10 protein-coding genes, 6 tRNA genes and 1 pseudogene are annotated in these 14,924 nt (G+C 44.8%); 12 read left to right on the forward strand and 5 right to left on the reverse strand.

The window, feature by feature from the left end; genetic code table 11:
- Positions 1-337: 337 nt before the first annotated feature.
- From HQQ92_RS07480 to HQQ92_RS07525, 10 genes are all read left to right on the forward strand, one after another.
- Positions 338-2,335, forward strand: coding sequence for a methyl-accepting chemotaxis protein (locus HQQ92_RS07480; protein ID WP_173244282.1), 1,998 nt, complete (start codon positions 338-340; stop codon positions 2,333-2,335).
- Positions 2,336-2,513: 178 nt separating this feature from the next.
- Positions 2,514-2,604, forward strand: a tRNA-Ser gene (locus HQQ92_RS07485).
- 190 nt (positions 2,605-2,794) lie between these two features.
- Positions 2,795-2,885, forward strand: a tRNA-Ser gene (locus HQQ92_RS07490).
- Positions 2,886-3,363: 478 nt separating this feature from the next.
- Positions 3,364-4,008 carry a UvrY/SirA/GacA family response regulator transcription factor gene (gene uvrY / locus HQQ92_RS07495; RefSeq protein WP_006082070.1) on the forward strand — a complete coding sequence of 215 codons (645 nt, stop codon included), beginning with the start codon at positions 3,364-3,366 and terminating at the stop codon, positions 4,006-4,008.
- A gap of 103 nt (positions 4,009-4,111) precedes the next feature.
- A complete protein-coding gene (uvrC, locus tag HQQ92_RS07500; protein WP_173244284.1) occupies positions 4,112-5,941 on the forward strand; it encodes an excinuclease ABC subunit UvrC in 1,830 nt (609 codons plus the stop codon).
- A 47-nt stretch (positions 5,942-5,988) separates the two neighbouring features.
- Positions 5,989-6,537: a CDP-diacylglycerol--glycerol-3-phosphate 3-phosphatidyltransferase gene (pgsA, locus tag HQQ92_RS07505; protein WP_028759642.1), complete on the forward strand. Its 549-nt coding sequence runs from the start codon at positions 5,989-5,991 to the stop codon at positions 6,535-6,537.
- Positions 6,538-6,751: 214 nt separating this feature from the next.
- Positions 6,752-6,827: transfer RNA gene (locus tag HQQ92_RS07510), tRNA-Gly, on the forward strand.
- A gap of 44 nt (positions 6,828-6,871) precedes the next feature.
- A tRNA-Cys gene (locus tag HQQ92_RS07515) sits at positions 6,872-6,945 on the forward strand.
- A gap of 49 nt (positions 6,946-6,994) precedes the next feature.
- Positions 6,995-7,081, forward strand: a tRNA-Leu gene (locus tag HQQ92_RS07520).
- A gap of 137 nt (positions 7,082-7,218) precedes the next feature.
- A tRNA-Leu gene (locus HQQ92_RS07525) sits at positions 7,219-7,305 on the forward strand.
- 468 nt (positions 7,306-7,773) lie between these two features.
- On the opposite strand, the gene HQQ92_RS07530 is transcribed toward HQQ92_RS07525, so the two are convergent.
- Together HQQ92_RS07530 and pepE are read right to left on the reverse strand one after the other, a co-directional pair.
- The gene (locus tag HQQ92_RS07530) at positions 7,774-9,357 is read right to left on the reverse strand and encodes a glucan biosynthesis protein G (protein WP_375539967.1); all 1,584 of its coding nucleotides are present in this window, start codon (positions 9,355-9,357) and stop codon (positions 7,774-7,776) included.
- Between the two features lie 452 nt (positions 9,358-9,809).
- Positions 9,810-10,524: pseudogene (gene pepE / locus HQQ92_RS07535) on the reverse strand (dipeptidase PepE).
- A 435-nt stretch (positions 10,525-10,959) separates the two neighbouring features.
- On the opposite strand from pepE, the gene htpX reads away from it, so the two are divergent.
- A complete protein-coding gene (gene htpX, locus HQQ92_RS07540) occupies positions 10,960-11,823 on the forward strand; it encodes a protease HtpX (protein WP_006082065.1) in 864 nt (287 codons plus the stop codon).
- A gap of 116 nt (positions 11,824-11,939) precedes the next feature.
- On the opposite strand, the gene HQQ92_RS07545 is transcribed toward htpX, so the two are convergent.
- On the reverse strand, positions 11,940-12,893 hold the full coding sequence (locus tag HQQ92_RS07545; protein WP_173244290.1) for a LysR family transcriptional regulator ArgP: 954 nt from the start codon (positions 12,891-12,893) through the stop codon (positions 11,940-11,942).
- Between the two features lie 125 nt (positions 12,894-13,018).
- Here HQQ92_RS07545 and HQQ92_RS07550 point away from each other — a divergent pair, with 125 nt between their 5' ends.
- Positions 13,019-13,636: a LysE/ArgO family amino acid transporter gene (locus HQQ92_RS07550; protein WP_113940882.1), complete on the forward strand. Its 618-nt coding sequence runs from the start codon at positions 13,019-13,021 to the stop codon at positions 13,634-13,636.
- 244 nt (positions 13,637-13,880) lie between these two features.
- Here the strand turns inward: HQQ92_RS07550 and bcp are convergent, their stop codons facing one another.
- Both bcp and HQQ92_RS07560 read right to left on the reverse strand, forming a co-directional pair.
- Entirely contained in the window at positions 13,881-14,348 is a 468-nt protein-coding gene (gene bcp / locus HQQ92_RS07555) for a thioredoxin-dependent thiol peroxidase (RefSeq protein WP_173244293.1), read from the reverse strand.
- 3 nt (positions 14,349-14,351) lie between these two features.
- A complete protein-coding gene (locus tag HQQ92_RS07560; protein WP_173244296.1) occupies positions 14,352-14,903 on the reverse strand; it encodes a glycine cleavage system protein R in 552 nt (183 codons plus the stop codon).
- Positions 14,904-14,924 lie beyond the last annotated feature (21 nt).

The raw sequence follows: 14,924 nt of genomic DNA on the forward strand, positions 1-14,924 counted from the left end.
CCCTTGGGTTCCTAATTTGAAGCGCAGCTCCTCTGCCATATTCACGAGAAAGGCCATCAGTAATGATGGCTTTTTTGTTTGTGCAATTTGAACCCTTGGGTTCCTGATTTGAAGCGGAGCTCCTCCGCCATATTCACGAGAAAGGCCATCAGTAATGATGGCCTTTTTTATCCGCGCTTCTCATTTATGGTCTACACTAAGTTTGTGGCCAAGTTAATGGTTTTTATGGCCTTTAAAATTTGCACTAGGATGGTGCGACGTATGATTCTCGACAGTCTTGGACCATACGGCCGAACAATTCTCCCATCTGGGTGACTTATTTTAAGTAGAGAAAGCTATGTTGTTACCTACACGTATTTCGCAGCGGCTCACAATGGGCAGCGTAGTGCTGCTTCTACTGACTGGGCTCGCGGTTTTTGGTGTGATGTCACTTCGAGGGCAGCCTCGAGTGGTGGCGGCGAGTCAAGAGTTAATTGAGCAAACGGGGAGCAGTATCGTAAGGCAACTCGCACTTAAATTGGCAAGCATTGAGGGGATTACTTTAAGCCTTGCACACCTCGCCGAAGTGTTGCCCCACGAGCAAGCTCTTTATCTTAATTCTTTACCTAATCTAATTGATAACAATGGCGATCTCACTATTGCTGGCGGTGGGATCTGGCCTGAGCCAGATAAATTCGTCGCTGGGGGTATCCGCCACAGTTTCTTCTGGGCCCGTGGTAGCGATAATCTACTGGCTTATTCGGATGACTATAATGCGCCATCTGGCCCTGGGTATCATAATGATCCTTGGTATACGGGCGCGCGGACTAGCTCAGTATCTCAATGTTTATGGTCAGAGGCTTATCAAGATCCAGTCACAAAGGTGGCTATGGTGACATGTAGTGTGCCATATCGTCTCACGGGGACATTTGCAGGGGTCGCAACGATAGATTTAAAACTTGATGATTTAGCCAAATTTTTAACAGAACATGGCAATGTAACTGACGGTTATGCTTTCGCTTTAGACCAAGCGGGTAATATCTTACATTTTCCTGAAACGAATAAGTCCGACACTATGTTGCGTTTTACGGATCTCGTCGGGCAGTTACCTTGGCTTGCCCCCGTTGAAACTGCACTTAAGCAAACCTCAATCAACAAAGTGGTGTCTGTAAGCTTAAATAAGGATGGAAGACTTAATCAGGCGAGTGAGGTGAGCCTTTTTGTAATGCCTGATACTGGATGGGTGATTGGCCTTGTGACGCCTAAAACGCGAGTCACAGGGCTTGCCCGTGAGCTGACATTTGATATTTTATTGTTTTTATTACCATTACTCGCCATTTTACTTTCTCTGGCTTGGTTATCGGGTAAAAAACTGTTGGCGCAACTTGAGGAAACCACAGATCAAATTGCTTCCCTTGGGAGCGGTAGTTTGGGGGCGAATGTTGAACTGCAAATTCAGCGGGATGATGAGATTGGTGCTTTGCGCCGAGCCGTAAACACCTATGCAGGGACGTTAAGGGCAATGTTAGATCTGATCACTCAAGAAGCGAAGAAAATTCAATTTGAGGCAACGCAATTAAGCGGACTTAGCCGTAAGTTAGCTCAGCGCGCAGAGCAACAGCGGCTGGAGAGTGCACAATTAGCCGCTGCGATAACGCAAATGTCTTCAAGCGCTATGGAAGTCGCGAATAATACCAATGACTGTGCTGCAACTGCGCAATCGTCTTTGATTGTAGTGCGAGAAGGGCAAACCCGTGTTGCAGCCAGCAATACTTCCATCGAGGCATTATCAGGAGAAATTGCCAACGCAACTAAGGTGATATCCCAATTGGCCCAAGACAGCCAAAAGGTGGGCGCTGTATTAGATGTGATTAAGGCGATTTCTGAGCAGACTAATTTGCTCGCTCTTAATGCGGCAATTGAGGCGGCTAGAGCGGGCGATCAGGGCCGCGGTTTTGCAGTCGTTGCTGATGAAGTTCGAACCCTTGCGGGGCGTACTCAAGATTCGGCCAACGAAATTAGTACCATGATTAACGCTTTGCAATCGGCTTCGCGGCTCGCTGTGCAAGCAATGCAAGCAGGGGAGTCCCGCACTGTCCATGCGGTTGCGGAGGCTGAGGGCGCTGCCAATTCTCTATCGAGTACCGTACAAAGTTTCGATGATATTTCACAGCGTGCCCAACAAATCGCGTTAGCTGCTCAGCAGCAAAGCCAAGTCACTCAAGAAATTAATGAGTTGGCGGTGCGAATAAATAGCATCAGTGAAGATAACTCTCTCGATGCAACGGCGCTTGATGTGTTAAGCCTTGAGATGCAGAAACTATCTGACCGTTTAATCAATATCAATCGAGCTTAGTCTTAATATAGTGTGAAGTGTGCCACCTTAAAATGGCGCTTCAACTGACAAGGGTGTCAAAGATAAGTTGAATAACGCGATATTTTTAAGCGGATTGGATGTAGATTGACCATGTAGATTGCTTCTTTAAATTAAGGGTTTACAGCAGGGTAGTTGATAGCTATTATCTCGCTCGTTCGGAGGGGTGGCAGAGTGGTTTAATGCACCGGTCTTGAAAACCGGCGTGGGTTTATAGCCCACCCAGGGTTCAAATCCCTGCTCCTCCGCCATATTCACGGAAAAGGCAATCATTACTGATGGCCTTTTTTGTTTGTGCAATTTTCATTTCAGTTTTCTCATCCTAAGCCCTTTGTTGTTCACTGCTTTCGATTTAAGTGAATATGAAATAGTCAATCAACACTATTAACCATAAATTTGAGTTTACAGTGGCGACAGAGATAGCTATTATCTCGCTCGTTCGGAGGGGTGGCAGAGTGGTTTAATGCACCGGTCTTGAAAACCGGCGTGGGTTTATAGCCCACCCAGGGTTCAAATCCCTGCTCCTCCGCCATATTTTACAAAAAAGGCCATGTTTATTCATGGCCTTTTTTGTGTGTGAAATTTGAACTAGGGTTCTCCATTCTAAGCGCAGCTCCTACGCCTTTTTGCATTTAAGCTATTTAAAAACCTTAGGTTCCTGATTCTAAGCGTATCTCTTCTGCTATTTTCACGTGAAAGGCTATCAGTAATGGTGGCCTTTTGTTTTTCTTGAACTGAAAAATTGCCTATATTTTCTGGATACTTTGATATCGATTTAACAGGGATTTTAGGCTGGTCATTCTGGGGTTATTGCTTCGTTTTTAAACGCTTTTTATTGGTATGCTATTCTGGAATCCTTCCTTTAAATATCATCTAGTTAACAATGTTGAATTTATGCTTTGCGAAATGGGGTTGTTGGGCTAAATTAGCCCTATGAACTCGTTATCCGTTTGCCATGTTGCTTTTTCTAACACACGGATCGAGCTGTAAATTGTAAAAGGTGGGTTAAGTTGATTTCGATATATTTGGTTGACGATCATGAGCTTGTGAGAACTGGGATCCGCCGCATCTTGGAAGATGAACGTGGGATCAAAGTCGTGGGCGAAGCCCCTGATGGTGAGACTGCGGTGCAGTGGGCTCGCCAAAATGAAGCGGATGTGATCTTAATGGATATGAATATGCCTGGGATGGGCGGATTGGAAGCCACTCGAAAAATTTTACGATATCAACCCCATGCAAAAATTATTGTATTAACTGTACACACGGAAGATCCGTTCCCAAGTAAGGTGATGCAGGCTGGCGCTTCGGGCTATTTAACAAAAGGAGCGACGCCACCAGAAGTATTGCAAGCGATACGTCAGGTCTCTCGCGGACAACGCTATTTGTCCCCAGAAATTGCCCAACAGATGGCGCTGAGTCAGTTTAATCCTGCCGATGAAAACCCGTTTAAGTCTTTGTCCGAGCGTGAGTTACAGATCATGTTGATGATCACCAATGGCGAGAAGGTTAACGATATTTCTGAGCAACTGAACTTAAGTCCTAAAACCGTTAACAGTTACCGTTATCGTTTATTTGCTAAGCTGGGGATCAGTGGTGATGTCGAACTAACGCGGTTAGCTATTCGCTATAAGATGTTGGATGCTGGCCATTTTTAATGGAAAGTGGATTGCGTTGGTCGATGACTTTAATCTAGCGAGTTCTTGGGTTATATGTTCCTATGTTGTTTGTGTTAAGTCTCCAAAACTGTGGGTGTGAATGATGTCTAATGAATTTAACGCCCAAAGTTTCTTACGTACTGTTTCATTCTCCGCTGGGGTTTATCGCATGTATGACGTCAAGAATGACGTCATTTATGTGGGTAAAGCCAAAGATCTTAAAAAACGGCTCAGCTCGTATTTTCGTAAAAACCTCGGTAATGTTAAGACCCAAGCCTTAGTTTCACATATTCACCATATTGATGTGACGCTGACCCACAGTGAAATAGATGCTCTGTTGCTTGAGAATGATTACATCAAGCAATACATGCCAAAATACAATGTGTTATTGCGTGATGACAAATCTTATCCTTACATCTTATTAAGCCAGCACGAACACCCAAGGCTCGTCTATCATCGCGGTCCGCAGCGGGAAAAAGGCCACTATTTTGGTCCTTATCCCAATGGCGGCGCCGTGCGTGAAAGCCTGCATTTGATGCAGAAGCTGTTTCCTATTCGTCAATGTGACGATCTTTACTACAAATCGCGCTCACGCCCCTGTTTGCAATATCAACTGTCTCGCTGTAGCGCGCCCTGCGTGGGCAAAGTCAGTAACGCTGATTATGATGAGCAAGTGAAATTAGCCAGCCTGTTTTTAAAGGGGAAAGATCAGCAAGTGATCAGCGCCTTGGTTGATAAAATGGAACTTGCGGCCGAGCAGCAGGCCTATGAACAGGCTGCACGATTTCGCGATCAGATCATGGCGCTGCGTAAAGTTGCCGAGCAACAGGAAGTCTCTAATAATAAAGGCGATATGGATGTTATTGGGGTGCATTATGCGTCAGGCATCGCCTGTTTCCACCTGCTATTTATCCGCGAAGGTAAAATTTTTGGCAGTCGTAGTTATTATCCTTCAGTGCCAGCCCAAACTGATATGGATGAGGTGCTACGCTCCTTTATCCTACAGTTTTATTTAAATGCAGATATTCAACGCACTATTCCAAAAGAAGTGGTGATTAGCCATAGTTTTGAAGAATTACATGAACTTGAAGCGGCGATTTCAGAGGCGCTAGATAAAAAGTTTTCGATTAAGACCAATGTTCGCGCCGACAGGGCGAGCTTCTTACGTTTAGCCGTGACTAATGCGACGAATGCAGTGGTTACGCGCCTATCCCATAAGAACACCGTCGAACAGCGTTTTGTGTTACTCGAAGAAATCTTAGAGTTGAGTGGGCCTATCCAGCGGATGGAATGTTTCGATATCAGTCATACCATGGGAGAGAGCACCGTTGCCTCCTGTGTGGTGTTTAATCGTGAAGGGCCGCATAAAGGCGAATATCGTCGTTATAATATTGACGGTATTACACCGGGTGATGATTATGCGGCGATGAAGCAAGCGGTAAGTCGCCGTTTCGATAAGATTGAGGCAGGCGGTAAAATCCCTGACATTCTGTTTATCGATGGTGGACTCGGGCAGTTGCGTATTGCCCAAAAGATAGTGGATGAAAAGTTTGTTCATTTGGATAAAGCGCCGCAGCTTATTGGGGTGGCGAAAGGTGAGGGCCGTAAACCTGGGCTTGAAACCTTGATCTTAGGGGATACCGAAACCAGCTTTTCCCTCGAAGGGGATTCGCCAGCACTGCACCTTATCCAACATATTCGTGATGAATCCCATCGATTTGCAATCACTGGCCACCGTAACCGTCGCCAGAAAACCCGTAATACTTCAACACTGGAATCTATCCCTGGTATTGGTCCTAAACGTCGTAAAGCTTTGTTACAGCATTTAGGAGGCTTACAGGAAGTGAAAGGGGCAAGTGTGGCGGAATTAGTCAAAGTACCAGGGATCAGCATAGAAATGGCACAAACCATTCATGATGCATTGCGAGGGTGATAAAATTAAGGCAAGATTGGCGCTGCTTTTGACTAACTGGTTTGATCATGCCGTTTAACTTACCTATAGCATTAACTCTTTTCAGGCTTTTTTTACTGCCCATTTTTGTGGTGCTGTTTTATTTACCCTATGACTGGACCCCTTTTGTTGCCGCATTTACCTTTTGGCTTGCGGCGTTAACGGATGCATTAGATGGTTATGCTGCCCGTAAATTGAAACAATTAACTCGTTTTGGCGCTTTTCTTGACCCAGTCGCTGATAAGTTGATGGTGATTACAGCTTTAGTTTTGTTGGTCGATCAATACGCGAATATCTGGCTGACGTTGCCCGCCCTGTTTATGATAGGTCGCGAGATTGTCATTTCAGCGTTGAGGGAATGGATGGCTGAAATTGGTAAACGTGGTACTGTCGCCGTGTCTTGGATTGGTAAATATAAGACGGCTGCGCAAATGGTGGCAATTATTGGGCTGATTTGGCAATACAATCCTTTAATGACGAATGCCGCATTTGTACTGTTATATATCGCCGCTGTATTAACGTTTTGGTCAATGATGAGTTACATTTTAGCCGCTTGGAAAGATCTTACCGCTGAATAGTGCAATAAAAAATCAAAGAGATTATTTAGTGTGCAAGCAGTAAGTTATCGATAAAACAGCGGTTGACACTGGGTGGTAAATCGGTAGAATGCCACCCCGTAGACAAGAGGCAATGTGCAAACAAAGTCTTAACGATACCCAATATTGATGTTTGATATTAGCTAGGTAATAAAGTGAAATGCTTTGTTTATCTGAGTGAATAGTAAAACAAGATGCGACATTAGCTCAGTTGGTAGAGCGATACCTTGCCAAGGTATAGGTCATCGGTTCGAACCCGATATGTCGCTCCAATATTTTTAAAGTCTAATTCTACTCAACATGAGTTAGCAACTATGGCGCGATGGCAGAATGGCTATGCTGCGGATTGCAAATCCGTCGATCTCGGTTCGACTCCGGGTCGCGCCTCCATAGATTAAAATATTAATGACACGATTCCCGTCGTTAATATCAAGAGTTTGCCCGAGTGGTGGAATCGGTAGACACAAGGGATTTAAAATCCCTCGCTGGTAACAGCGTGCCAGTTCAAGTCTGGCCTCGGGTACCATTATTTTGGTCGTGATGGTAAAAATAAAGTCCGAATCTTCAATAGGCTTTGTTAAATAGATTTATTAGTGTTAAGCGTTAATGATGTAGAGTTAATAATATTTTTGACATGATTCCCGTCATTAATATTCAGCGTTTGCCCGAGTGGTGGAATCGGTAGACACAAGGGATTTAAAATCCCTCGCTGGTAACAGCGTGCCAGTTCAAGTCTGGCCTCGGGTACCAAAAAAGAAAAAGCCTCGATATTTATATCGAGGCTTTTTTGCATTTAGATTTCTACTTTTAGTCAGCATTCTTCGTGAGGGGTTTAAGGTCAAACTTGACTGACGCACTTAACGTACTGCTTACTTTAGTTCGCAGAGGTCTTTGCTGCTACGCACATCAGGAAAGGCTAATAACCCTAAAATCACACAATAGTGCTATGTTTTAAGCTGATAGTGTCATTTTGAAGTAAGCCAGTAGTTATGCTGGCAGAGAAGTCGAGCGATAAGGTATGGGATTATGTTTGCTGAAAAGCAGGTCGTGAGTTTTTAGCCTTGGCTTGTTCTATTTATGCTAGAGATAAAACCTATAAATAGTAAGCCTATAAATAAAACCCTAGGTATAAAAAAGCGCCAGTAAATACTGGCGCTTTTTATTCACTTTACTCGGGCAGTTTATGCTTGTTAGACAGTGATACTCGTGAATATCAGCTTATTGCCAATCATCGCTATTCCAGCGGTACAGCCAAGTCGCTGCAAGTGGTTTATCATCTTTCTTAAGCTGTATTCTCAGTTCGGCTACATTGGTACTTTCTGGTTCGAAGCTGATAAATACTCGAGCGCCATTGATGTCTGGGTGGGCGACAATCCGAGACGACAGGATTTTACCTTTGCTGATGCTGGCATCGATGCTAATTTTATCAATATCTTGCGGCTTGATGTTACTGAAATCGATAAGTAATTCTTTGCCTTTTGCTAACACTTGCCCCTTAGTGCTGCGGACAACACGTGCTTTTGACGCCGTAGAAGGGCTGTCGTTTGAGGCCGTTATGCGATAGGAGTATTTATAGGGCTGATCCTTTTTCAGTCCACCTTGCGGCTCCCAATAGGCAACTATGTTGTCGTTGGTTTCAGCATTAGAGGGAATTTCAAGCAACACCAGTTGGCCTTTGCCCCAATCATTGAGGGGTTCAATCCATGCTGAAGGTCGAAGTTGATAGTTTGCACTCAGATCTTGATAGTCTTCAAATTTACGATGGCGCTGTATAAGACCAAATCCCTTTATATCTTCATCGCCAAAAGCACTGATCTGGAGTTTGTTAGGATTATTTAATGGGCGCCATAGGCGTTCGCCATTACCGCGATCGATTTGTAGGCCGTCGGAGTTATGTACTTGTGGGCGGTAATCGGGTTTATCTGAGTTATCGAGTCCGCCAAAGAGGAACATAGAGGTCAGCGGTGCAAGACCCACATGCTGGATATCTTTGCGTGGGAATAAAGTTACATCCACTTCGACACGTGATGGTGCACCGGGATAAATACCAAAACGATAGGCGCCAGTGACACTTTGGCTATCTAGCAGAGCATGAACCACAATTGCCGTCTGATATTTAGATGGGCGCTCGACCCAGAAACGCTTAAACAGGGGATATTCTTCACCTTTTGGCTGAGCGACATCAATCGCTAAACCACGATTAGACAAGCCATAGGTTTGCCCTTTAGAAAGTACGCGAAAATAGCTCGCACCTTGAAACATGATGAATTCATCTTTTATTTCATCATCATTTATAGGGTAATGTAAACGCACACCCGCGTATTGGCCCACTTGAGTGATGAGTTTTTCAATGGTGTCGTTAGGGACATCGAACGAAGCTTCTGTTAGCTCAATTGGAATAGCTTTGCTGTTTTCGACCACGTCGATATCGACAAGGTTTTTATAGAGAAAGCCTGGAGCAAAAAGTTGTACCGAAAATTTGGTCGGTGTTCCGCCCCAAATCGCGGCATTTTCTTGGTAATTGATTTTGCCATAGGTCGCGAAATCGAGATCAACCAGTTCTTTAGGTGCTTTTTTCGCTTCTTTAAATGGCTTTTGCGACAGTTGTTGAGCGAGTTCAATGACTGTGTCTTGGGAGAATTTTTTAGATTTCTTCTCTGGTGCAGGCGTTGGTGTTGTCTCTGCCGCTGCGGCATTGACGTTGCTTATGCCGACGACATAGACGATGGCGGTCAAGATGACAAAAGGTAGTTTTTTGAGTAATGCCGGATAACCGGTAGGGTAATTCATCATAAGATTCATTCGCAAAATGGAAACTCCTTACTAAAATGACGCTGATTCATAGGCACAATATATGCTTCAGTCTATCTAATCCCTAAATATTAATAACTTGTCTGCTATAAAATCCTCAGTCGTGGGATTCGAGTAGCTGAGGTGAGGGATAATTTTACCTGCGTAGCTAGATATTTGTAACATAAATTATGCTTGGCGCTATTTTAGGTGCCGTTCTCAATACTTTGCAGTGTGATTTTACGATAAGTAATCGCAATTGGTACTGCAGTAAAAACTGTCTTGGCTGAGCTAACACTGTTCTCATTGAATTCAGTGGCGTTTTTACACAAAATTGGCGCAGTTGAATCGAGAGTGTTAATTAAAAACTTACAATATCAAATGGTTAATCTTAATTATTGCTAATGAGTGATTCAGGCTCACGGTGTTAACTGTGAGCCCATTTAGATATGCTAACGTGGATATTAGGACTTGAGTAAGTGCGATAGGTCACTGCCCACAGGAATTAGGATCTCTTGCTGCTCACCACAGAATAAATACGCAGGTTTGTCACCTAAGAGTGATAGTGTGTCTCCTTGTCGCCACAAAGCTGAGCCTTCAACTATGCCGATCACTGGGGTTAATGGGTCGACTTTAGTGAATTCTAATAACCGTTGGGCACGGGTTTCACCATTGTGGCCCGGTGCTTGGTAATTGGAATAGTGTGGATTGAGCTGGAACGGCACTAAGTTTAATGCGTTGAACGAAGGCGGTTCGATGATCGGCATATCATTAGTGGTGCGAATACTCAGTCCCGATACGTTTGAACCCGCGCTCCAGCCGATATAAGGTTTACCAAGGGCGACTTGCTCACGAATAAGCGCGACCAGATCATAATGATATAGTTGGTGTAACAGGTGAAAGGTGTTACCCCCCACCGATTAAAATTCCATCGGCATCTTTTATTGCTTGTTTAGGGTCTGGATGCTGATGAATACCACTGATATCGAGTTCAAGCTCAGCTAGCCCAGTCACGACAGACGCTAAATAAGTGTCATAACTCATGCTAACCCCTGCATAGGGGATAAAAATCCATTTTTGTGCGTTGGCGGTGAGCGGTTTAATAAAAGGGATCGCGTGGGCAAGATAAGGCGTATCACCGACACGAGAGCTGCTCAGTAGTAGGGCGTTGATTGTCATTTTGTATCCTGAAATCTCGGAGTGTATTGGTATGTTAACAAAGATTAATTCCGATAAACATAGAAAGTTAAAGCAGAATTACGCTCTAGCACGGCTAGCGGCGGTGTTTTTCAAGATAGTGATCCCCACCAAGATGGAGCGTTCGGGGCATTCTACTTCTGTGTGGCATCAATGCAAAAGTCAGTGATTGATGCGCCTTGAATTAAAGCTCTCAGAACGCGATGAAACTCGTATCTTGAGGTTGCTTGGGCATAAGTTTAAGTTTCGATTAATATACTGTCCCTAGACTCTCGGCCATGAAAGGCAGTGTCTATATACGAGAAAGATAACCTATTTTAAAAACTCTTTTCTTTTACCACTTGAATTTCGATGATTTGGACATATTATGTCTTTGAACAAAGTTAAATGGCCTATTCTTGCCCTAAAGGAGCTGAAATGAAGCGTATATTTCTATTGATTGCGACTAACCTAGCTGTGTTGCTAGTAGCCTCAATTGTAATGTCTATTCTAGGCGTGAACACGTCTACTATGGGTGGACTGCTGGTGTTCGCTGCCATTTTTGGATTCGGTGGGGCCTTTATCAGCTTAGCCATTTCAAAATGGATGGCGAAAAAGACCATGGGTTGTGAAGTCATCACCACCCCACGTGACAGTACCGAACGTTGGTTAGTGGAGACGGTTGCCCGTCAAGCTAAGCAAGCGGGGATTAAAATGCCAGAAGTGGCGATTTATCAATCGCCTGACATGAATGCGTTCGCTACTGGTCCAAGTAAAGACAATTCATTAGTGGCTGTGAGTACGGGTCTGTTATATGGCATGAGCCAAGATGAAATTGAAGGCGTATTAGCCCACGAAGTGAGCCACGTTGCTAACGGTGACATGGTGACCTTGACACTGATCCAAGGTGTGGTTAACACATTCGTGATCTTCGCGGCCCGCGTGGTTGCTGGTATTATCAACAACTTCGTGTCGAGTAATGATGAAGAAGGCGAAGGTTTAGGTATGTTCGCTTACATGGCCGTTGTTTTCGTACTGGATATGCTATTCGGTATCTTGGCTTCAATTATCGTCGCTTACTTCTCACGTATTCGTGAGTACAAAGCCGATGAAGGTGCGGCACGTTTAGCGGGTAAAGGTAAGATGATTGCTGCGCTTGAGCGTTTACGCCAAGGCCCTGAAAGTACGGCAATGCCCGCACAAATGTCAGCCTTCGGTATTAACGGCAAACGTTCAATGGCAGAAATGATGATGAGTCATCCTCCATTAGAGAAACGTATTGCTGCGTTAAGAGCAAGCTAATAAAGAGTGAGTTAACTCTTAACTCTTAAATGTTAAATCTGAGTCTTTAAGACTCACTTGATATTAGATTGAAGGCTTTTAACGTCGGGCTCAAACTTTGGTTTGAGCCCGATTTTTTATGCCTGCAGCAAATTATGCTGCGCTGTTGCCGCAAGGGCACGGTAAACCAGTGTCGTTTGCTTCGCTTTGATATTCCAATGCTGCCAAAACAGCGGCACGCGCATGCGCCGTTCTGGGGTGATCTCAATCAGTATCCCTTTATCGATTAATGGTTTAGCTTGTAAATGCCCAACGAGTCCATAACCTAAACTCAAGTTAATCGCTTCTAAAAAGCTTTCTGAGGAGGGGATCGTATGTTGCCACCATTGCCCTGGCGTCATATTGAAATACTGGGCGAGAAACTTCTCGTGAAGCTTATCTTTGGTGGAGAACACTACTGCTGGCGCCTTTGCTAACTGAGCTTGGTTGATGGTGTTGAATGACGAGGTGTTACTAAATGGTAAGGTTCCGCTAAATGACTGAGTATCGCTCAGATCGCTAAAATAGCGTGCGGCAAATTCGGGCGTGGCCACACATAGGTATTCCATGGTGCCTAAAAACTCACTGCTGCAACCCGCCATCGGCACTTCGGTTGTGGTGACACATCCGACCGCTTCACCATTTTTCAATAGATGATGGGTGTAGGACTCATCATCGACAATTAATTCCAATAACCAAGCGTGGCGACTGAACATGCCTGCTAGCGCAGGTAAAAACCACGTGGCCAAACTGTCGGCATTTACAGCGATGCGCACTGTGGTTGGATGGTTGGGATCGTCGGCGTCCATCTCAGCTCTTAATTCACTTTCGAGTAATTGTACCTGCGAATAGTGGCGCAGCAGGCGCTTACCTGTGGGCGTTGCGACCACAGGATTGGAGCGAATAAGCAGTGACTGACCGACTTTTTCTTCAAGTTGTCGAATGCGCTGTGATACAGCCGACTGGGTGATGTGCAGCACTTTGGCGGCGCGGTCGAAGCCGCCTTCCGAGACCACAACGGCGAGCGCTTTGAGATTCGCGTATTCCAGCATAGTCATCCTTAATCGATCTGTGTTTGATGGTTATTAATTTTACTTATGATACATAAAAAACATTAGTTATATTAATTTTGTTGTTTTGACTATGCTAGCGCCTTCTTTGAATATGAGAGGTGGTTATGCAAGCGGCATTTATACAGGGTATGGGGATTGGTGGGAGTTTGATTATTGCTGTGGGCGCACAAAATGCCTTTGTGCTCAAGCAAGGCATTAAGCGCTCGTACACATTACCGATTGCCTTGCTCTGCTCTATCATTGATGCGCTGATGATCACTGCGGGTGTCGCGGGGCTAGGACATATTATTGAGTCGTTTCCCACTATTAAGCATGTGGCGAGTTTCGGTGGCGCCGCGTTTCTACTCTGGTATGGTGCGAATGCGCTAAAGGCGTCGTTTGTGGCTAAGGGCATTGAGATGGATCAAGCCGATAATGCGGACACATTTAAGAAAGCCGTACTGACGACGCTTGGGATCAGTTTGCTTAATCCGCATTTGTATCTTGATACTGTGGTGTTGCTCGGCAGCATTAGCACTCAATTTGATGATTTCGATCGGCCTTGGTTTGGCGCGGGTGCCGTACTGGCATCATTTATTTGGTTTTTTGGCTTAAGTTTTGGTGCGCGTTTGTTAGCGCCCATTTTTACTCGCCCAGCGGCATGGCGTTATCTTGACCGTTTTATTTGGTTAACCATGTGGAGCATTGCCGCTGCGATTATTTGGCCCTATGTGGCAGGATAAACCGACGTTGTGATGCCATAGAATACGGGCATAGCTGAATGCTTTTGCGGTTTTTCGCTCGGTTTGACAGCATCTTGTGATATGAAAGTGAAAATTTTTCATGAAAAAGGTCCTGATTTCAGGACCTTTTCGTTATCGATTGCCGATTATTTATTCAGGCTGCCAAGTTCAACTCACGACGTTTACACTTTTGTGCCGATTAAAGCAGCAGCTTGAAGCCTTGTATTCATCGTCATATCTGTCATTAACCCGCGATTAGCGCGAGTACAACTTCATGGTGATCTTTGGTTTTAAACTTATCGAATACGTGGGCGATGGTGCCGTCGGTATTGATAAGGAAGCTTAATCTGTGGATGCCATCATAGGTTTTTCCCATGAATTTCTTTTCGCCCCAGACCCCAAAAGCGTCGGCGACACTGTGGTCTTCATCGCTCAGTAAAGTGAAGTTGAGTGCTTGTTTCTCTGCAAATTTAGCCAGTTTAGCCACAGGATCTGGGCTAATGCCAAATACAGTGACATTATGACTATCGAGCTCGGCTTTACTGTCACGTAGACCGCAGGCTTGAACTGTGCAACCCGGCGTTGATGCTTTTGGGTAAAAATACACTAAAACAGGGCCTTGCTTAAGGCTGTCAGCCAGCGATACTGAGTTGCCATGTTGATCTTGCAGTGTAAAGTGAGGCGCTTTTGCCCCAGCCGTTAAGGTATTCATCTATTATCCTCTGTCCTCTAAGATGGCAGTGCCTTCCATACGACGAATAGTACAATCTAAGGTCATATCTTGGGCGAGCTGATAGATACTCTGTTCGAGCTTTTCTAGTTCAACTTTTTCAGGAATATTAATGGTTAGCGACACATTTTGCGTTTGTTCACCACCGGGGAGTTCCTCAGAAAATGAACGTACTGCGGCAAGATCTAATGACCTGTCAGCAAGGAACTGGGTAATGCGTTTAATGGTGCCGCGTTGGTCTTTACCCGTGAAGCGTACTTCGAGGCGAGAAAGGTAGTTTTGTGGTGTGTGTTTAGAGGTGCGTTTCATCACCGTCAGCAGTTCTAACTCAACGCTGAGACTGGGGAACATACTTTCAATTTTCGTTATTGATGCCCACGAGCCAGACAACATCATGATCAGGGTAAATTCGTTACCAAATAATGCCATACGGCTGTCGACGATATCGCAGTCACAGTCACTGGCAAGTCGAGCTAGTTTACTTACAAGTCTAGGACGGTCGAGACCCATCGCTGTTACGACCAGGAAATTGGTCATGAATTTTCCTCACTTTTTCGA

The sequence above is a fragment of the Shewanella sp. DC2-4 genome (genome assembly GCF_013248875.1).
Classification (GTDB): Bacteria; Pseudomonadota; Gammaproteobacteria; order Enterobacterales; family Shewanellaceae; genus Shewanella; species Shewanella oncorhynchi.

What these genes read in the sequence shown, in the direction of transcription:
- HQQ92_RS07480 (WP_173244282.1), top strand. Translation starts at nt 338, where the DNA reads ATGTTGTTACCTACACGTATTTCGCAGCGGCTCACAATGGGCAGCGTA.
- pgsA (WP_028759642.1), top strand. Translation starts at nt 5,989, where the DNA reads ATGCCGTTTAACTTACCTATAGCATTAACTCTTTTCAGGCTTTTTTTA.
- HQQ92_RS07560 (WP_173244296.1), bottom strand. Translation starts at nt 14,903, where the DNA reads ATGACCAATTTCCTGGTCGTAACAGCGATGGGTCTCGACCGTCCTAGA.
- HQQ92_RS07545 (WP_173244290.1), bottom strand. Translation starts at nt 12,893, where the DNA reads ATGCTGGAATACGCGAATCTCAAAGCGCTCGCCGTTGTGGTCTCGGAA.
- bcp (WP_173244293.1), bottom strand. Translation starts at nt 14,348, where the DNA reads ATGAATACCTTAACGGCTGGGGCAAAAGCGCCTCACTTTACACTGCAA.
- uvrC (WP_173244284.1), top strand. Translation starts at nt 4,112, where the DNA reads ATGTCTAATGAATTTAACGCCCAAAGTTTCTTACGTACTGTTTCATTC.
- HQQ92_RS07530 (WP_375539967.1), bottom strand. Translation starts at nt 9,357, where the DNA reads ATGAATCTTATGATGAATTACCCTACCGGTTATCCGGCATTACTCAAA.
- HQQ92_RS07550 (WP_113940882.1), top strand. Translation starts at nt 13,019, where the DNA reads ATGCAAGCGGCATTTATACAGGGTATGGGGATTGGTGGGAGTTTGATT.
- htpX (WP_006082065.1), top strand. Translation starts at nt 10,960, where the DNA reads ATGAAGCGTATATTTCTATTGATTGCGACTAACCTAGCTGTGTTGCTA.